This window comes from Anaerophilus nitritigenes (assembly GCF_004138215.1).
GTDB classification, from domain to species: domain Bacteria; phylum Bacillota; class Clostridia; order Peptostreptococcales; family Thermotaleaceae; genus Anaerophilus; species Anaerophilus nitritogenes.
Genome location: NZ_RYYS01000107.1, coordinates 1 through 19973, shown reverse-complemented (window position 1 = coordinate 19973; position 19973 = coordinate 1). Strand labels below are relative to the sequence as shown.

The following is a 19973-nucleotide window of genomic DNA, read 5'->3' as shown; positions in this document are numbered from 1 at the left end:
TAAAACTCCACTTTTTTAATCAAACAATCTGCTTACAGATACATTTTCATATATTCTTTTGATGGCTTCTGCAAAAATTGGTGCTACCGATAAAGTATGAATATTTTCTAGTTGTTTTTCTTTAGGTAATGAGATAGTATCTAATATTACAAGCTCCTTAATAACAGAATCCTTAATACGCTCCATAGCTGGTCCTGATAAAACTGGATGTGTACAACATGCATATACTTCCTTTGCTCCAAAATCTTTTAACGCTTTTGCTCCTTGTGTAATAGTTCCTGCAGTATCGATCATATCATCTACTAAAATTACATTTTTATCTTTAATATCTCCTATAATATTCATAACCTCTGAAATATTTGCCTTTGGTCTTCTTTTATCAATAATAGCAATATTTACATCTAATATATTAGCAAAGTTTCTTGCTCTTGTAACACTTCCAAGATCTGGAGACACAATAACCAAATCTTTTAAATTTAACTGTTTAAAGTATTTTGCTAAGATAGGAACCCCTAAAAGATGATCTACTGGAATATTAAAATATCCTTGAATTTGAGCAGCATGTAAATCCATTGTTAAAACTCTATCTGCTCCTGCAGTAGTTAAAAGGTCTGCTACAAGCTTTGCAGTAATTGGATCTCTGGCTTTTGCTTTTCTATCTTGTCTTGCATATCCATAATAAGGCATTACGGCTGTAATTCTTCCTGCTGAAGCCCTTTTAAATGCATCAATCATAATAAGAAGCTCCATTAAATTTTTATTCCCTGGTGCACAAGTAGATTGTACTACAAATACATCTGCCCCTCTTACAGTTTGATTGATGTTTACTGTAATCTCTCCATCACTAAATGTCCCAACTTCTGCATCCCCAAGTTTTGTATTTAAACATTCACAAATTTTAAGGGCTAGATCTTTGCTAGCATTTCCAGCAAAAACTTTTATTTCTTGTCCATTGATATTCATTTGTAATCCTCCCTATCATTCATCTTTTAAAGTAATCCTTTTCTTTCCACCCAACCAGGTATATTTTTTTGTTTTTCTCTTGCTACAGATAAGGCTCCCTTTGGAACTTCTTTTGTAATAGTAGAACCTGTTGCAATATATCCCTTTTCTCTTACTACTACAGGGGCTACTAAATTTGTATTACTTCCTATAAATGCATTATCTTCTATAATGGTCTTATATTTATTTTTTCCATCATAGTTTACAAATACTACTCCACATCCTATGTTTACATTCTTTCCAACTTCTGCATCTCCTATGTAAGCAAGATGAGATGCTTTGGATCCATCAGAAATTGTAGAATTTTTCACTTCTACAAAATCTCCTATTTTTACTTTTTTTCCTAAATTACTCTTTGGTCTTAAATAAGCATATGGTCCTATCGTACAATATTCATCTACAAAACTGTCTATAATCGTAGAACTTTGAATTTGTACTCCTGTATGAATGATAGAATTTTCAATTCTGCTATTATGACCTATCATACAATCTTCATCTATCTGTGTATTTCCCTTTACTATAGCACCTGGATAGATTACTGTATCTTTTCCAATTTTTACATCTTTTTCAATATATGTATGGCTTGGGTCTATAATGGTTACTCCTTCTTCCATATGTTTGATCAAAATTCTTTCTCTCATGACTCTTTCAGCTTCCGAAAGTTGTACTTTTGAATTGACACCCATAATATCCATTTTATCTTTTACAATATAAGCTCCTACTTTATGTCCTTGCTTTTTAAGAATTTCGATTACATCTGTAATATAATATTCCTTTTGTTCATTGTTATTCGTAATGAGCTTTAAAGCTTGTTTTAATAATTTAGCATCAAAACAATACATTCCAGAATTGACTTCTTTTACTTTTTGTTCTTCTTGTGTAGCATCTTTTTGTTCTACAATCCTTAGTACATTTTCATTTTGATCTCTAATAATTCTTCCGTAACCTTTTGGATTTTCAAATTCAGCTGTTAATATAGTTCCATGAAAATTATTTTTTTGATGAAAATCTATTAAATTTTGTATGGTTTCTTCACTGATCAAAGGAGTATCTCCACATAATACAAGTACTTTCCCTTTATCCTCGATTAAACCTTCTGCCTGCATTATAGCATGTCCTGTTCCTAGTTGTTCCATCTGCCAAGAAAAATCTACGCCTCTATTTTCTATAGCTTTTTTTACTTGATCTCCTTTATGTCCAATGACTGCAATAGTCTTTTGAGCATATTTTTTTGTCACATCTATTACATGTTCAATCATTGGTTTGCCACAAACAGGATGCAATACTTTAGGCAATTTAGATTTCATTCTTGTTCCTGCCCCTGCAGCTAATATAACAGCTGTTATATGATCCATCCATACCACTCCCTATTATACATTATTTTCTCAATTTGTTGATTGAAAAACTTATTTTTTTCGTAAATGTTCGTCCTTTTTATACATTTACTTTTTTCTTTGTCATTCGTTCTTTAGTATATCACTTTTTTTATTATACTAAAAGTCTCCAAAAATAAACCTCCTTATTCAGAATTTTTTCTAAAGGAGGCTTTTTTAGGAAGCTCATACAATCCATTTTATACTTCCTGTTCATTTTTTACTTTTTCATACTCTTCAAATATTTTTTGTTGGAGTCTCTCTCTTGTTTGTGAATTAATAGGATGAGCAATATCTCTAAAATCTCCTTCTCCTATTTTTCTACTAGGCATAGCTATAAATAATCCATTTTGTCCTTCTATGATTTTTATGTCATGGACTACAAATGCATTATCAAAAGTTACTGATACAATAGCTCTCATCTTACCTTCATCACTTATTTTACGCATGCGAACATCAGTAACCTCCATAATTTTCACCACCTTCCCAGTCTCAACTTGTCAGCCTAAATTACATATTCTTCAACTTTTTTAAATATCCTTCTTGTATTTTGTAAAAATTTAGAATCTTTATATTAATTTTTCGTTTGGATGAATATATATAATTTCATTGATTTCATCCACTTTTTCTAGTACTAAAAGAGGAATATAATCCTTGACTACTTTATTTTCTGGTTCTTTTGTTGAAATCATGACTCCAATCCCCACAACATTTGCTTCAAATTCTCTCATCATATCCATCATACCCTTTGCGGTTCCTCCTGCTTTCATAAAATCATCAATAATAACAACATTTGCACCATTTTTGATAGCTCTTTTAGAAATAGACATGGTTTGAATCTTTCCTGTAGAACCTGATAGATAGTTAATACTTACTGTAGAACCTTCTGTCACTTTACTATCTCTTCTTAAAATAATAAGAGGTACATTTAGTGCATTTGCAGTCATCAAAGCAATAGGAATCCCTTTTGTTTCAACTGTTACTACATAGTCTATATCTTCTCCCATAAACTGAGTAGCAAAAATTTGTCCAAGTCTCCTCACAATAGAAGGATTATAAATAATATCAGCCATATATAAAAAAGCTCCAGGGATAATACGTTTAGACTCAGAAAGTTTATTACACACACTTTCTAAAATTTCTCTACTCTCATTTTTACTAATGCAAGGAATGTATTTTACTCCTCCTGCTGCCCCTGCAATAGTTTCTATTTTCCCTAACTCTAAATCATCCATTATTTTTTTTGCCACTACAATATCTTCACTGATACTAGATTTTGCTGCATTAAATTGATTTGTAAAATAACTTAAAGTAAATATTTTATTAGGATTTTCGCAAAGAATTTTTATCAATGCTCCTATACGCGCATTTCTTTTGATTTTCATTTCCTTTATTCTCCATTCCGAATATTTTTATTTTTTCTATACCATTTTATTCGGTTTTTTAAAATTATTCAACGGGTAATTTTTCTTTTCTTTTTCATTAAAACTTTTTTATGATATAATTTGACTAGATTTTTAACATGTATTTTCATTTTAAAAGATATATATATAGGATTACATGAATATGGTAATACTATAAAAAAATGTATTAGTGAAGGAGAATTGAAAATGATTGATTTTGATTTAGATAAACATGATATCAACCATATTCACTTTATTGGAATTGGCGGAATCAGTATGAGTGCCATTGCTGAGACATTACTTACCTTCGGATATAGGGTATCTGGTTCGGATATGAACGCTTCTCATATGACTGAAAAATTATCTCAAAAAGGAGCTACTATCTATATTGGTCATTCTGAGAAAAATATTGATCATTGTGATCTCGTGGTATATACTGCTGCAGTAAAAAAAGATAATCCTGAACTTATAAAATCAAAACTTTTAAATATCCCAACCATTTCCAGGTCTCAAATGTTAGGTCTTTTAATGAAAAAATTTAAAACAAGTATTGCAGTTTCTGGTACTCATGGAAAAACTACTACTACCTCTATGATTTCTCTTATTTTAGAATATAGCAATTTTCATCCTACTATCATGGTAGGAGGAGAACTAGATGCCATTGGAGGAAATGTAAAAATTGGAGAAAGGAATTATTTTGTCACAGAAGCTTGTGAATATGTAGGTAGTTTTTTGAATTTTTTCCCTAATTTCGGAATTATTTTAAATATTGATGAAGATCACTTAGACTATTTTAAAGATATGAATGATATTATTGAAACCTTTGAAAAATTTACTCACCTCATTCCTAAAGATGGAGTTTTAATAGGGTTTTATGATGATCCTCACGTTCAAAGGGTTTTATCAAAAGCTAATTGTAAAGTCATTACTTATGGATCACATTCTAATTGTGATTATAGAGTAGAAAATATTCAATTTAGCAAAGAAGGCTATCCTTCTTTTGATACTTTTTATCAAAACAAATTCTTAGGCAGTTTTATACTTTCTGTTCCAGGAATACATAATGTATATAATGCTTTAGCTGCTATTGCATCTACTCATACATTAGGAATAGAGATAGATAATATCATAAAACATATTGCATCCTTCAAAGGCACTCATAGGAGATTTGATTTATTAGGTACTTTAGAAGAAAATATAAAAATCATAGATGATTATGCTCATCATCCTACAGAGGTAAAAGCTACTTTAAAAGCAGCATCTAATATTCCTCACAATAATATTTGGTGTATTTTTCAACCCCATACCTATACTCGTACAAAAGCACTTTTAAATGATTTTTCTAACTCTTTCTTTGATGCAGATAAGATTATTATTTCTGATATTTATGCTGCAAGAGAAAAAGACCCAGGAACAATCCATTCAAAAGATTTGGTTGAAAAAATAAGAGATACTAATAAAGATGTCCTCTATTTAAATGACTTTGAAAAAATTTCCTCTTATATTAGAGAACACGCAAAACCTAATGACATAATCATTACCATGGGAGCTGGAGACATTTACACTGTTGGGAAAATGCTTTTAAATATAAAAGGTTAAGGATCATCCTTAACCTTTTATACATTTAAAGCACTTCTTATTGTCTCTCCTATTTTTTCACTTCGATAAACTTTACCTTTATATACAATATAATCTTCATAAATTTTTACTTCCATCATTTTTTCATTTACCTGAAATTTCATTTCATAAGAGACTGGTTCATACATAGGCAGCTCATTCACTTCTTCTTTAGGAGCTCTAATAATCCACCTTGCTATTTCTAAAGGATAAAATGTAGTGTCTTCAAAATCAAATATATCTTGTGTATCATCTACAATAATTTTGGAAGCTTTCAAAAGTTCCTTACAAGGGTCTATATTTGTAAACTTTACTGAATATTTTTTAGTAATAAACTCCCATAACTTAGGATTGTATCGATAATAAACATAGTTATCTGGTGTATCTACGTTCAATATTTCTTTATTGACCATATGAATTTTATAATTTTTTTCTTCTGCTGTAACAGTAATCACGTAATCTGGATATTCATTAGAAATTCCAACAACCTCTTGTTGATCTACAGGAGCTGTAAGTTCTATAAGCTCTAGTAATTCCTTTTTGTCCTTGTCTTTTAATATCCATTTTTGATTTTCATCTCTTGCTTCAATCATAACTTCTTTAGCATGCTTAATCCATTTGTTATCATTATACTTCTTCATATAAATATCTTTTAATTTCTCATTTAATGATTCTAACTCTATAGGATCTCCTTCAAAAAATTTAGTATCCCCTTTTGTATCCTCTACAATAATATATTTTTCATTTGTTTTTATTTTTATATTCTTATTTTTAACATGAATGGCATATAAAAATTCATTATATTCTGCTAGATCTTTCGTCCCGTCTTTAGAATGAACTAATAATTTCACATCTATTTTATTGAGCTCATTTAATATTTCTTCCTTATTCTCTTTCCCTACTTCTACAAGATGAGTAGATCCTAAATACGACTCTAAATACATTTCATCAGCCTTTTGTATTATTTCTTTAATACTTGCTTTTTTTTCTTTCTCTTCTTCTACAGATTGATTTGCTATTTTTTGTTCTATCTCTTGATTCTTTTTATTATGGTAAAATAATACAGATGACGTAATTGCACCACTAATGATTGCAATAAGTATAAAAGTTCCTAAAAGAACTCCTATTTTTTTTCTTTTCATTTTATCCACTCCTAAAACTATATGGTTAAGATTATTATTCTACATTTATTGCAAAAACCCTTCTTTATGTATACTATTTCACTTTTTCTTACATGTTAAAAAGTAGTATCCTAGATACTACTCCTTTTTTCCTCTTTTATAAATTTGTTTCATCAATTCTTCTACCTCATCTTTATCATGTATAAAATAAGACAATTTCTTCGTTATAGCTTCTCCAGGAAGAGAATAAGCTTCTATATTTTCCATACTCATCCCTACTGCATCTTTTGCTAAGATTGCAATTTCAGAGAGAGGAATATCTGTGTCTACATATTGAACTACAGTATTTACTACTACTGGAAGTCTAAATCCAAATGCTTTTTTTAATGCATTTTTCATAAACTGTTGTTGGGCTTTCATTCTACCCAAATCTCCATCAGGATATCCACCCCCATTATTAGTTTTTCTGAATCTTAAAAACTTTACTGAGTCTTTTCCATTTAAAACATGTCTCCCTTTATTAAAGTGAATATGAAGAGGAGGTTTATCATAAGGATCATCATAATCCATTTTAATAGGAATATTGACTTCTACCCCTCCTAGAGAATCTACAATTCTTTCTACTCCTTTATAAGTAACCTTTACATGATAATCAATAGGTACTCCTAATACATCAGAAACTGCTCTCTTTGTTCCTTTTACTCCTAAGTCTCCATGTACAGCATTGATCTTTTGTTTGTCGGCTGCACGATATTGTTTTCTTTCATAATAAGTATCTCTAGGAACAGATACTAGATCTAAATTTTTATTTTTTTTATCGAAACTTGCCAAAACTATTGTGTCTGTTCTAGGGCCTTCCATTCCTAAAAGCAATATATTAACTCTACTACTTTCATCAATCAGTTTTTCTAACTCAGTTTTGAATTTTTCTATATTTTCTTCTTTCTTCTCACCTTCATTTTCTTCGCTTTCTACAATCTCTATAAGTTCTACTTCTTTTTCTTGTGCATGATAGAATTTAGAAAAAGCCCACAAACCCGATCCTATAGTTACTGTAAAAAGCAAAAAAGAAATTACAAAGATTTTTAAAAAAGTTTTCATAGTCTACTCCTTTCAGAGGTTTTCTGAAAACATTTTATCACAATATTGTATTGTAGTAGTTACAATTTTATTACAATTTTAAATAATAAAAAACTCTCCCTTCGGAGAGCTTTTTATTATTTATTATAATCATAAAATCCTTTACCTGTTTTTCTTCCTAATAAGTTACCTCTTACCATTTTTCTAAGTAATGGATGCGGTCTATATTTAGAATCACCAAATTCAGTATATAATACTTCCATAATTGCTAAACATACATCAAGTCCTATTAAATCTCCTAATGCTAATGGTCCAATTGGGTGATTTGCACCTAATTTCATTGCTTCATCAATATCCTCAGCTTTAGCAACTCCATCAGCTAAAATTCCTATTGCTTCATTTACCATAGGAATTAACACTCTATTTACCACAAATCCTGGAGCTTCTTCTACTTCTACTGGAGTTTTTGCAATCGCTTTTGTTAACTCTACAATAGCGCTTTTAGTTTCTTCAGAAGTAGCGATTCCTTTAATAATTTCAACTAACTTCATTACTGGTACTGGATTAAAGAAATGCATACCTATTACTTTATCTGCTCTTTTTGTTGCTGATGCAATCTCAGTGATAGATAAAGAAGATGTATTTGTAGCAATGATTGTTTCATCTTTGCATATTTCATCTAGTTGAGCAAATAATTCTTTCTTAGCTTTCATATTTTCTACAGCAGCTTCAACAATTAAATCACAATCTTTTAAGGAATCAATTTCTATAGATGCATGAATTCTATCTAATATTTGAGTTTTTTCTTCTTCTGTCATTTTTCCTTTTTTAACACTTCTATCTAAATTTTTAGAAATTCCTTGAACTCCCTTATCAATGGATCCTTGGCTTCTTGCTGTTACACAAACCTCATATCCGTTTTGTGCAAATACTTGGACAATTCCAGAACCCATAGTTCCTATTCCTATTACACCAATTTTTTTCATAAAACTACCTCCTATGTATTATAATTTAAAATTATTTACCTTGAAAATCTGCACTTCTTTTTTCTAAAAATGCTGTCATTCCTTCTTCTTGATCTTTTGTAGCAAAACATAATCCAAACAGATTTCCTTCCATTTCAATTCCTGTTTCTATATCTGTTTCACTACCTCTATTAATAGCAATATTTGCATATCTTACAGCTTTTTGAGCATTTTTAGCAATTTTCTTTGCCAAATTCATAGCTTCTTCCATCAATACTTCAGGAGCTACTACTTTATTGACAAGCCCTATTTTTTCAGCTTCCAAAGCATTGATTACATCGCCTGTAAAAATTAACTCTTTTGCTTTTCCTACTCCTACAAGCCTTGGTAATCTTTGTGTTCCAGAAAATCCTGGTATAATTCCTAGCCCAACTTCTGGTTGGCCAAATTTAGCTTTTTCACTAGCAATGCGCATATCACAACATATAGCTAATTCGCATCCGCCACCTAATGCAAACCCATTGACAGCAGCAATTACTGGTTTTTCCATTTTTTCAATTCTTCTAAATACTTTTTGTCCTAAATTTCCAAATACTCTTCCTTCTTCTGCTCCTAAATCTTTCATTTCTGCAATATCTGCTCCAGCAACAAAAGCTTTTCCTTCACCTGTAATAATAAGTACATCTACATCCTCATCAGCTTCAAGTTCATATATTAAGCAATCTAATTCCTTTAATACTTGAGAGTTTAGTGCATTTAATGCTTTTGGTCTATTAATCTTTAATATGGCAATCTTTTCTTGTTTCTCCATTTCAATAAACTGATATGTCATTTCTGCACCCCTTTTTTATTTATTCACTAAATCAACAAAAAATTTTTTACTTATTGTTCACACTTCTTTGTCACTTAAATAACCACAACCCTTAAGTCCTGTGCGCACAGTCGGGGTCAAATTACATGATTATTTATCATATCTTTATTATAAGTTCTAGTATAGAATTTTCAACCAATTTACATGTTGATATTACAATCTTTATTTTATATTATACACCTTATAAACAAAAATAAAAACCCCTTCTATGACAAAGTTTTAACAATTTTCTAATAATTTCCTCGTGATTTCTTTAGTGTTTTCATTTTTTTAAACATTCTTACTTTTTATGAATATGAATTTTTCAAAAGAAAAATGCTACTTTATTTTGTAGCCTTTTTCTTTTGTTTTGATCTATAGTAAATATATATTAAATACCATTTACATCAATAGCAATTTTAAATAAAATGAATATATTTCCTTTCATCCATAGATAATTAAGTATTTTATAAATCAAATTCTTTAATAATAGATTCAATAGCCTTTTGTTGATCCTTTGTAGAAATAGCATAAGAAATTTTAATTTCAGAAGTAGTCACTTGTTTAAATTCTATATTATTTTCAGCCAATATTTCAAACATCTTTGCAGCCACTCCTGATTGGCTTCTCATACCTATTCCGACTACTGATAACTTAGTAATATCCTTTTGAATATCTGCTTTCATATTTGTCCAATTTTTTTGAAGCTCTCCTATAATTTCTAAAATAACATTTTCATCTTCTTTCGGTACTGTAAAAGATACATTCACCACTCCATTTAAAGGAGCTGTCTGACTAATCATATCTACATTGATATCTTTTTGTGAAATTTCTTGAAAGATCATAGATATATTTTTAATATGATAAGGTACACAATATAATGTAACCATTAAATCTTTATCACTTACAGACATCCCTGTGATTATTTTGCTTTCCATAGTGGCATCATACTCCTTTATATAAGTTCCTGGCCATTCTTCATGACTCAACGCTACATATATAGGGACGTTATACTTTTGTCCCATCTCTACAGCTCTTGTCTCCATAACTCCTGATCCTAAACTAGACATCTCAAGCATTTCTTCATAACTGATATAATCTAATTTTTTAGCAGTAGGAACTAACCTTGGATCTACTGTATAAATTCCATCCACATCTGTATAAATTTCACAAGCGCATTCAAGCTTCGCTGCAAGTGCAACCGCTGTAGTATCTGATCCTCCTCTTCCTAAAGTTGTAATCGCTCCAACTTCATTAATGCCTTGAAAGCCTGCTACTACTACAATTTTCCCTTCCTGTACATAAGTTTTTATTGTTTTAATATCTATATCTTGAATTCTTGATTTTGTATAATATCCTTGTGTTTGAATTCCGGCTTGAAATCCAGTAAGTGCTATTGATTCATATCCTAATTCCTGTAATGCAATAGACATAAGAGAAATAGAAATCTGCTCTCCAGTAGACATAAGTAAATCTAATTCTCGGCTTTTCGGAGTAGGAGAAATTTGTTTTGCTAATTGTATCAATTCGTCTGTTGTTTTGCCCATAGCAGACAATACTACTACTAGACCCTCTCCCTTTTGTTTTTTAGATACAATCTTCTTTGCTATATTTTGAATTTTTTCAATATTTTCTATAGACGTACCTCCATATTTTTGCACTACTATATTCACTCATCTTCCTCCTTTTTTTACTTTGGGCAAAGTCGTTATTTATTATCTCCTATTAAGCAAATAAAAAAACAGCTAAGAGTAAAAGATGCTCTTGCTGTTACAGCTTACATACAACTTCCACCCTTTGTGAAATAGCCCCTCACTGATAGATTGGGTAATCTATAGTGACAGTTCTATATTTATTCAATATAGACCCAATATATAGATTTAGGAAAACCTATATATTTCGGCAATGGTCCCTTTTCTATAGATTCATAAGTTCCTTATCCTCCTCTATAGTACTCTTGACTCATCGCAACCTCTAAGACACAAACATATTTATTTTTTCGTAGTTTAACACTTTTATTCACCCTTGTCAATATATCAATTATTTATTTGTTATGAATTTTTTTCATTTAATAAGCATACTGTATACACAAGTTAAAATACACTTTATAAAGGGGGAATACTTATGAACTTATTGAACAAAGTAAAACAAGGAATGATGGATGGGAAAAAAGTTATTCAAGAAATTTCTTCGGATATGACAGAATTAACTAGAATTAAAATTGCTTTATCTAAAGATATCTCAAGAATAGATGAACTTTATTATGATTTAGGAAAAAAGCTATATGATTTTTATCAAGAAAACCCTGATACACTACTATCAGAAGAAGTGATTTTTTCTATTATGGAACTTCATGCTACTTTAAAAAGAATCAATACATATGAAGAAAAAATTAAATCTTTAAAAGGCATTACAAGATGTTCCAAGTGTGAACACGAAATAGAAGAAAATCCAAATTTTTGTCCTCATTGTGGTCACAAAATTCAAAAAGAATCAGAATTAATAAAAGATGAAGATGATTTAGAAGAAAATTAGGAAAGGTGCATCCTTTCCTAATTTTTTTATCAACTGATATTCTTTTCTCGTTTTGCATTTTCAATCTCAAAATCCAAATGAATAATTTCCTGATTTATTTTATTTTTTTCCTTTATTTCCTCTTCTGTTAAGTTAGGTCTTTGAAGCAATAAAACATATTTATTCATCACTACATCTCTTTTTTCTAATAGTCTCTGTACGTAATTCATTATATTATCCTCCTTTCAACTATGTGTATTTTACACCCTTTATAAGAAAGTCCTTTTATATGAACTATTTCTCAGATATCATGTTTTCATTATACATGATTCATCAATATCTTTCAATTAATTTTTTGAATTTTATCAACATTGAAATTTATAATTCATTTTTTCTCAGATTTATTATACAACAACTTTGATTCATTAATATTGTCCTTGCATACAAAAGAAAAGAGGGGATTCTATGAAAAACAATTTTGAAAAAATATACTTATATAGTATTATTTATATTAATTGTCAGAATTTATATATCATTAAAATTTAACTTTTTATAAATCTAAAATCTATGTTATTCTAATGATATATAATAAACCATTGATCATCTTGTATTCAAAAGAGATAATATTGATAAAAAGGAGAGATACAATGAAAATTCAATTTTTAGGACATTCTTGTTTTTATGTAGAAGAAAATAATTTTAAAGCTTTAATTGACCCTTTTATGACTGGTAATGAAAGTTGCCCTCTATCTCCTTGTGATTTTTCTTCTATTACTCATATCTTCGTTACTCATGGACATACAGATCATCTAGGAGATACCTTAGAAATTGCTAAAAAAAACGATGCTACTGTCATTACAAATTATGAAATAGCTTGTTTTCTTAAAGAAAATGATGTAAATGCTCATCCTATGCATATTGGAGGGAGAACTTCCTTTGATTTTGGAGTTGTAAAAATGACTCCTGCTCTTCATGGTTCTTCTATTCAAACAAAAGAAGGTATTCTTTATGGTGGAAATCCTTGTGGTTTTGTAATAGAAGTAAAAAATCATAAAATCTATCATGCAGGAGATACAGGACTTACTATGGATATGAAGCTTTTAGAAATAGAAAATATTGATGTAGCACTTCTTCCTATAGGAGGAAATTTTACTATGGATATACAAGATGCCTCCTTAGCAGTAGATTTTATAAAACCTAAAAAAGTTATTCCTATGCATTATAATACTTTTCCTCTGATCCAAGCAGATCCCCTACAATTTAAAACAAAAATCACTTCCTCAGAGGTAATCATTTTAAATCCCGGACAAACTTATATGCTTTAAAATTTCTATCCACCCCTTTAAATAATTATTTGTACATGATAATCTTTTAGTATATAATATTTCTAACTATTCATTTTAAAGGAGTGGCGTCATGCATATACCTGAATTAAAAATAGGCGACTTAGTTGCTAAAATTCCTATTGTCCAAGGAGGAATGGGCGTTGGAGTTTCTTTATCTGGATTGGCTGCAGCAGTAGCCAATTGTGGAGGCATTGGTGTAATTTCTGGAGTAGAACCCGGATTTAACTTAAGCTATTATAAAGAAAATAAACATAAGGCCAATCTAGATGGTCTGACTTATCATATTAGAAAAGCAAAAGAATTAGCTCCAAAAGGAATTATTGGAGTAAATATTATGACTGCTCTTACCACCTTTGAAGACATGGTAAAAGTTGCTGTAAAAGAAAAAATTGATATCATCTTTTCTGGAGCAGGACTTCCTATGAAGCTTCCTGAACTTGTCAAAGGATCCTTCACTAAAATTGCACCTATTGTATCTTCTGGAAAAGTTGCAAATTTAATTTGTAAACAATGGGATAGAAAGCATAACTATATTCCAGATGCTATCGTAGTAGAAGGGCCAGAAGCAGGAGGACATCTAGGATTTTCATTAGATGATCTTTATAATAAAAATATCACTCTTAAAAGCATTGTTTCAGATGTATTAAATGCTATTAAGCCTTTTGAAGAGAAATATAATAAAAAAATCCCTATTATAGCTGGGGGCGGTTTATTTGATGGAGATGATGTATATGACATCATAAAAGCTGGAGCTTCAGCTGTTCAAATCGGAACACGTTTTGTAGCGACTTATGAATGTGATGCATCTAATGCATTTAAGAATGCTTATGTGGATGCTACCAAAGAAGATGTAACCATTATTAAAAGTCCTGTAGGTCTTCCTGGTAGAGCTTTAAAAAATAGTTTTATAGACAGAGTTCATTCTCAAGAAAAAAGAGATCCTATTTCATGTATTAATTGTTTAAAAACTTGTAATCCAAAAGAAACACCCTATTGTATAGCAAATGCTCTTATTCAAGCACAAAAGGGAAATTTAGACCAAGGATTTGCATTTACTGGCTCACAAGTATATAAAATCAATAAAATCACATCTGTGAAAAATGTAATAGATGAACTATTGGAAAGATTTTCAAGAGAATAGGAGCATTCTGCTCCTTGTTTTTTTGTCGATATTTGTGTTACAATAGTATGTTGAACAATTTATTTGAAAGGAAGTATTCGATGATTCAAGAAAACATAAGAAATATTGCGATAATCGCCCATGTTGACCATGGTAAAACAACATTAGTAGATGAAATGTTAAAACAAAGTGGTACTTTTAGACAAAACGAACACGTATCAGAAAGAGTAATGGATTCTAATGATATAGAACGAGAAAGAGGTATTACCATTCTTTCTAAAAATACATCTATTCTATATAAAGATGTAAAAGTAAATATTGTAGATACTCCAGGACATGCAGACTTTGGAGGAGAAGTAGAAAGAATTATGCAAATGGTAGATGGTGTACTTCTTTTAGTAGATTCTTTTGAAGGACCTATGCCTCAAACTAAATTTGTACTAAAAAAAGCTTTAGCTGCAGGAGTAAAACCTATTGTAGTAGTAAATAAAATAGACAAGCCTGAAGCAAGAGTAGATGAAGTTGTAGATGAAGTACTAGATCTTTTCATTGAACTAGATGCCAATGAAGATCAACTTGATTTCCCAGTTATTTATGCATCTGGAAGAAGCGGATTTGCAAGATATAATTTATCTGATGAAAATATGGATCTTATCCCTCTACTTGATATGATCTTAAAAGAAATTCCAGCTCCAACAGGAAGCCTAGAGGGAGGTCTTCAATTAAGAATTACTTCTATTGATTATGACAAATATGTAGGTAGAATGGGAATTGGAAAAATCACTAGAGGGTCTGTCAAAAAAAATCAAGAAGTAGTTTTATGTACTGGTGATGGTAATTTTGAAAACTTCAGAGTTAGTAAATTATATACTTTTAATGGACTCAAAAAAGAAGAAGTCACAGAAGCAGGTTTTGGAGAAATTGTTACTATATCTGGAAATGATAATATTAATATTGGAGAAACTGTATGTTCTACAAACAATATAGAGCCTCTTCCATTTGTAAAAATTGATGAACCTACTCTTTCTATGAATTTTATCATTAATGATAGTCCTTTTGCAGGACGTGAAGGTCAATTTGTAACAAGTAGACATCTAAAGGATAGACTAGAAAAAGAACTTTTATCAAATGTAGCTTTAAAAGTAGAAGCTACAGATACGGCAGATGCTTTTAAAGTATCTGGTAGAGGTGAGCTTCATCTTTCTATATTAATCGAAAATATGAGAAGAGAAGGATATGAACTATCTGTATCTAAACCTGAGGTAATATTTAAAAAAATAGATGGACAGCTTCATGAACCTATGGAGAATGCCCTCATTGAAGTTCCTGAAGAATATACTGGAGTAGTCATTGAAACACTAGGTCAAAGAAAAGGTGAAATGATCAATATGCTTCCTAATAACAACGGTGGAATGAAATTAGAGTTTAATATTCCAGCTAGAGGTCTTATTGGCTATAGATCTCAATTTATGACAGATACACGTGGAACTGGTATCTTAAATCATACTTTTGCTGGATATACTCCTTATAAAGGAGAAATTCCATCTAGATCAAGAGGATCTATAGTTGCTTTTGAAACAGGAACAGCTGTTGCTTATGGACTTTTCAATGCACAAGATAGAGGAAATTTATTTATCCCAGCAGGTACCGAAGTTTATGAAGGTATGATTGTAGGAGAAAATGCTAGAAGTGGAGATATTGTAGTAAATGTATGTAAAAGAAAACAGCTTACGAATACTCGTGCTTCTGGATCAGATGATGCGTTAAAATTAGTTCCTCCTGTAGATATGTATCTAGAGAGAGCATTAGAATTTATTGCAGAAGATGAACTTGTAGAAGTTACTCCACAAAGTATTCGTTTAAGAAAGAAAATATTAAGTAAAGATCAACGTGCAAAATCATCAAATAAAAAATCATAAAGCCAAAAAAACCTATTTGCTCGTGCAAATAGGTTTTTTTATAATAAAGGAGAAAATAACCTTGCTGTTGATTCTTTTATTTTATTGAATATAGATCTATTTTTATATTCTTCTAATATAATTTGTTGACTATCTTTTATGTCTACTAAAAAATGATCTTCCATCTCTTTTATGATATCTTGATCATAAATAAAAGCGTTTACCTCAAAGTTAATTTCAAAGCTTCTTAAATCTAAATTGGCAGTTCCTATAGAAGCAGCTTCTCCATCTACTAACATGATCTTTCCATGAATAAAACCTTTTTTATATTGATATATTTTTACACCTGCTTCTAAAAGTTCTTCTACATGAGATAAAGATGCCCAAAAAACTGTTTTATGATCAGGCTTTTCTGGCAAAATAATCCGTACATCTACTCCACTTAAAGCTGCTGTTTTTAAAGCCAGCATAATACTTTCTCCTGGTACTAAATAAGGAGTATTAATCCATATGCGATCTTCTGCTGATGCAATAATTAAAAAATATGCCTGCATGATAGATTGCCAATCTGTATCTGGCCCACTTGCTATCATTTGTACCAATTGTTCTCCATAATAAGAAAGCTTTGGATAGTAACGATGAGAAAATGAAATTACTTCCTTTGTCACAAACATCCAGTCTCTTAAAAAAATATTTTGCAGAGCATATACAGCTTCTCCTTCTACTTTCACATGACTATCTCTCCAAAACCCTAGATAAGGATTTTTCCCTAAATATTCATCACCAATATTTAATCCTCCTACAAACCCTATTTTACCATCGATCACAATAATCTTTCTATGATTTCTATAGTTTAGTTTTCTACTTAAAATAGGAAAAACTACTGGCGAAAATCCATAAATTTCTACTCCTGCTTCTTTCATTTCTCTTAAATATTTTCTGCTCAGTCTCCAGCTTCCTACACTATCATAAATTACTCTTACTTTTAAGCCTTCTCTTGCCCTATTCATTAATATGTTTTTAATGATCTTTCCAATATGGTCATCTTTAATGATAAAGTATTCTAGATGAATATGGTCTTTAGCTTCTTTCAAAGATTCCAAGATAGATGAAAAAGTTTCATCTCCATTACTCAAAACTTTTACTTTATTATTCACAGTAAAAGGAGATTTCGCACTATTTAAAATCAAACGAATGAGTCTCTTTTTCACAAAACTCTTATCTTCTTTAAATAAAGCTTTTCCTTCAATTGCATCTCTTTGTCCATTTGCCATTTGCTCAAAATAAAGAAAATCTTTGCTTTTTTTCTTATTAAATATTTTTTTCTTTCGTACATTTTGCCCCATAAATAAATAAAATATAAAACCTATAACAGGTATTAGTGTCAAAACCAAAAGCCATGCAATAGTCTTAGATGGATTTTTATTTTCCATAAATATAACAATACTAATAAAAATCGTATAAATGGTAAAAATTCTGCCTATATATCCTTTTATTTTCTGTATAGACATATTCATATCCATTTCTATAAGCATATTTCTCATCATATCCATTTTTATTATAAATTTTTCTGATCCATTCATATATACTGCACTGGTATAAGTAGTGGATAGGAATAGGAATATAAATAATAATACCATACAAAATAATATTTTATTTTTCTTCACACTTTTCCCATCCTTTCTACTTTTCCTTTACTATTAGTATACGCATTATTGTTTTTATTTGGTCTACCATGACAAATAATTTATGATATAATTATTTTGTCAGTTTATGAAGAAAGAGAGTGACCTTTATTGAAAAATTATACATGGAAAGGAACCTTCCTTGTTATTTTATCTACCTTTGCCTTTGGAGCTATTCCTGTAATATCTCAACTAGCACTTGGTGAAAATTTGAATATTTCTACTGTTCTTTTTTTTAGATTTTTTATTGCCTCATGTATCACCTGGACATATATTTTTACAAAAAAGCTTTCCTATAAAATAGACTTGTCCCACTTTTTTTATTTAGGGCTTTTAAGTATTTTAGGTTTTTTAGGAACTGCATATTTTATATATGTAGCATATACTTATATTTCTGGTTCTTTAGCTACAATTATATTATTTACCCATCCTGCAATGATCTCATGCTATGAATTTTTCTTTATGCAAACAAATAGAGATATTAGAAAGCTTTTAGCGCTTATTTGTTCTACTCTAGGAATGATTTTAGTTGTATGGAATCCTCATGTATCATTAAATATATTCGGAGTTGTCTTTAGCTTATTAGGGGCCATTTGTTACTCTTTTTATGCTCTTGGACTCAATGAGAAAAGAACAAAAAAATTAAATTCTATTGTAATCAGCGGATATGTATCATTTTTTTGCTCTATTAGTTATTTTATCGTAGGTCTATTCAATCATACTATTTTCATTCCATCTACTATAAATGGGTGGATTTATATTTTTATACTTGCTACTTTTTCTACAGTTTTTGCAACAATTACCTTCTGCAAAGGAGTTCAACTCATAGGTCCTTCTAACGCTGTCATCATCAGTACCTTCGAACCTGTAGTTGCTTGTATTTCTGGCTTTTTTGTATTAGGTGAAATATTAACTATTCCTATAATTATTGGAGGTTTATTGATTTTATCAGCTATATTTATCCTTCAAATTCCTCAAAAACATATTTATCATTTTCTGCATATAAAAATAAAAGAGCATCTATAGAATGAACCAGCATCTGCTGGTTCATCTTTAATGGTTTAAATTCATCTCTACTCTTATACCTCTTCCAATAACTTTTATATCTTTTATAAATACAACGTCTTTTTTAGAATCGCCTAAAGACATCATTTCTATTTTATTTGTATCTATCTTTTTTATTTTTCTTAATTGTTTTTTTCCTTTATACTCAATAAATGCAATCGAATGATTAACAATCTCACTATTTAAATAAATTAAAATATTATCTCCTCTACAAATTCGAAATTCTTTTAAATCATCATTAAGAACTTGTATATACATAAGTTTATCAGGATGCACCCCTTCTACTTTTTTATCAATAATAGGAAAGTACTTATATCCCTTTATTTTATCCATATTCAAATCATAAATAGGTATCTTCTTAATAATATTACATAAAGCATCCTCCCACTGATCTAAAGGCTTAACATCTTTTCTTGGTATTATTTTTTCTTTGATTATGGGTTTTATTTCTTCCTTTTTTTCTTCTATAGAAAAGCTTACAGATTCTTCGAAATTTTTTCCTAATATTTTTTCTATTTGCTTTAATTGCTTTTCATTAATAATTTTTTTCCCTGTTTCTATATCTATAATAAAAGATTCGGCAACTCCACATTTTTTCCCTAGTTGTTTAGGTGTTATCCCTTTTTTAATTCTTTCTTCTTTAATTTGGTCTCCAACTCTACTCATTTATCTCACCTCTTAAGTCCTTGTTTTATTTTAAGTCTATAAACATATTCCATCATATCTATACATAAAAGTCAATAAAAAAAAGACATCTATAATAGATATCTTTTGGCGGAGAAGGCGGGATTCGAACCCGCGCACCAGTTACCCGGTCTAACGGTTTAGCAAACCGTCCTCTTCAGCCTCTTGAGTACTTCTCCATATAATATGGTGCGGGTGGAGGGACTTGAACCCCCACGCACAAGGCGCTAGATCCTAAGTCTAGTGCGTC

Annotated in this window: 18 protein-coding genes, 1 tRNA gene and 1 riboswitch; of the genes, 6 read left to right on the top strand and 13 right to left on the bottom strand. The window is 30.1% G+C overall.

The genetic code is table 11. The features are described from left to right. Positions 1 to 15: 15 nt before the first annotated feature. The 4 genes from EK368_RS14490 to purR form a co-directional block, all read right to left on the bottom strand. The gene (locus tag EK368_RS14490; RefSeq protein WP_129600896.1) at positions 16 to 963 is read right to left on the bottom strand and encodes a ribose-phosphate pyrophosphokinase; all 948 of its coding nucleotides are present in this window, start codon (positions 961 to 963) and stop codon (positions 16 to 18) included. Positions 964 to 989: 26 nt separating this feature from the next. Then, on the bottom strand, positions 990 to 2357 hold the full coding sequence (gene glmU, locus EK368_RS14485; protein ID WP_129600894.1) for a bifunctional UDP-N-acetylglucosamine diphosphorylase/glucosamine-1-phosphate N-acetyltransferase GlmU: 1368 nt from the start codon (positions 2355 to 2357) through the stop codon (positions 990 to 992). 218 nt (positions 2358 to 2575) lie between these two features. Then, positions 2576 to 2845: a septation regulator SpoVG gene (spoVG, locus tag EK368_RS14480; protein WP_129600893.1), complete on the bottom strand. Its 270-nt coding sequence runs from the start codon at positions 2843 to 2845 to the stop codon at positions 2576 to 2578. 99 nt (positions 2846 to 2944) lie between these two features. Then, complete coding sequence (gene purR / locus EK368_RS14475) at positions 2945 to 3760, bottom strand: pur operon repressor (RefSeq protein ID WP_129600892.1); 816 nt, start codon at positions 3758 to 3760, stop codon at positions 2945 to 2947. 228 nt (positions 3761 to 3988) lie between these two features. Here purR and murC point away from each other — a divergent pair, with 228 nt between their 5' ends. Further along, a complete protein-coding gene (gene murC, locus EK368_RS14470) occupies positions 3989 to 5377 on the top strand; it encodes a UDP-N-acetylmuramate--L-alanine ligase (protein ID WP_423243553.1) in 1389 nt (462 codons plus the stop codon). Between the two features lie 17 nt (positions 5378 to 5394). Here the strand turns inward: murC and EK368_RS14465 are convergent, their stop codons facing one another. The 5 genes from EK368_RS14465 to EK368_RS14445 all read right to left on the bottom strand — a co-directional run bounded on the left by EK368_RS14465 (position 5395) and on the right by EK368_RS14445 (position 11084). After that, a complete protein-coding gene (locus EK368_RS14465) occupies positions 5395 to 6537 on the bottom strand; it encodes a hypothetical protein (RefSeq protein WP_129600889.1) in 1143 nt (380 codons plus the stop codon). A 117-nt stretch (positions 6538 to 6654) separates the two neighbouring features. Then, a complete protein-coding gene (locus tag EK368_RS14460; protein ID WP_129600887.1) occupies positions 6655 to 7617 on the bottom strand; it encodes an LCP family protein in 963 nt (320 codons plus the stop codon). A gap of 116 nt (positions 7618 to 7733) precedes the next feature. Next, positions 7734 to 8582 carry a 3-hydroxybutyryl-CoA dehydrogenase gene (locus tag EK368_RS14455; protein ID WP_129600886.1) on the bottom strand — a complete coding sequence of 283 codons (849 nt, stop codon included), beginning with the start codon at positions 8580 to 8582 and terminating at the stop codon, positions 7734 to 7736. 31 nt (positions 8583 to 8613) lie between these two features. After that, on the bottom strand, positions 8614 to 9393 hold the full coding sequence (locus tag EK368_RS14450; protein ID WP_129600884.1) for a short-chain-enoyl-CoA hydratase: 780 nt from the start codon (positions 9391 to 9393) through the stop codon (positions 8614 to 8616). A 485-nt stretch (positions 9394 to 9878) separates the two neighbouring features. After that, positions 9879 to 11084: an aspartate kinase gene (locus EK368_RS14445; protein ID WP_129600882.1), complete on the bottom strand. Its 1206-nt coding sequence runs from the start codon at positions 11082 to 11084 to the stop codon at positions 9879 to 9881. Between the two features lie 124 nt (positions 11085 to 11208). Further along, positions 11209 to 11396: riboswitch (Lysine riboswitch) on the bottom strand. A 139-nt stretch (positions 11397 to 11535) separates the two neighbouring features. Here EK368_RS14445 and EK368_RS14440 point away from each other — a divergent pair. Further along, positions 11536 to 11946, top strand: a complete 411-nt coding sequence (locus EK368_RS14440) for a zinc ribbon domain-containing protein (protein ID WP_129600881.1) — start codon at positions 11536 to 11538, stop codon at positions 11944 to 11946. 29 nt (positions 11947 to 11975) lie between these two features. Here EK368_RS14440 and EK368_RS14435 read toward each other — a convergent pair whose 3' ends face one another. Further along, a complete protein-coding gene (locus tag EK368_RS14435; RefSeq protein ID WP_129600879.1) occupies positions 11976 to 12155 on the bottom strand; it encodes a hypothetical protein in 180 nt (59 codons plus the stop codon). A 417-nt stretch (positions 12156 to 12572) separates the two neighbouring features. On the opposite strand from EK368_RS14435, the gene EK368_RS14430 reads away from it, so the two are divergent. The 3 genes from EK368_RS14430 (at position 12573) to typA (ending at position 16310) form a co-directional block, all read left to right on the top strand. Beyond that, positions 12573 to 13250 (top strand): metal-dependent hydrolase, encoded by a 678-nt coding sequence (locus tag EK368_RS14430; protein ID WP_129600878.1) that lies wholly within the window; start codon positions 12573 to 12575, stop codon positions 13248 to 13250. A gap of 91 nt (positions 13251 to 13341) precedes the next feature. Continuing rightward, positions 13342 to 14412, top strand: a complete 1071-nt coding sequence (locus EK368_RS14425) for an NAD(P)H-dependent flavin oxidoreductase (protein ID WP_129600876.1) — start codon at positions 13342 to 13344, stop codon at positions 14410 to 14412. 80 nt (positions 14413 to 14492) lie between these two features. Beyond that, complete coding sequence (gene typA / locus EK368_RS14420; RefSeq protein WP_129600875.1) at positions 14493 to 16310, top strand: translational GTPase TypA; 1818 nt, start codon at positions 14493 to 14495, stop codon at positions 16308 to 16310. Between the two features lie 38 nt (positions 16311 to 16348). Here the strand turns inward: typA and cls are convergent, their stop codons facing one another. After that, positions 16349 to 17956, bottom strand: coding sequence for a cardiolipin synthase (gene cls / locus EK368_RS14415; protein ID WP_243109437.1), 1608 nt, complete (start codon positions 17954 to 17956; stop codon positions 16349 to 16351). Positions 17957 to 18085: 129 nt separating this feature from the next. Here cls and EK368_RS14410 point away from each other — a divergent pair, with 129 nt between their 5' ends. Then, a complete protein-coding gene (locus EK368_RS14410; protein WP_129600873.1) occupies positions 18086 to 19000 on the top strand; it encodes a DMT family transporter in 915 nt (304 codons plus the stop codon). Between the two features lie 27 nt (positions 19001 to 19027). Here the strand turns inward: EK368_RS14410 and EK368_RS14405 are convergent, their stop codons facing one another. Both EK368_RS14405 and EK368_RS14400 read right to left on the bottom strand, forming a co-directional pair. Continuing rightward, positions 19028 to 19705 (bottom strand): helix-turn-helix domain-containing protein, encoded by a 678-nt coding sequence (locus EK368_RS14405; RefSeq protein WP_129600872.1) that lies wholly within the window; start codon positions 19703 to 19705, stop codon positions 19028 to 19030. 106 nt (positions 19706 to 19811) lie between these two features. Beyond that, positions 19812 to 19902 (bottom strand) — tRNA-Ser (locus tag EK368_RS14400). Positions 19903 to 19973 lie beyond the last annotated feature (71 nt).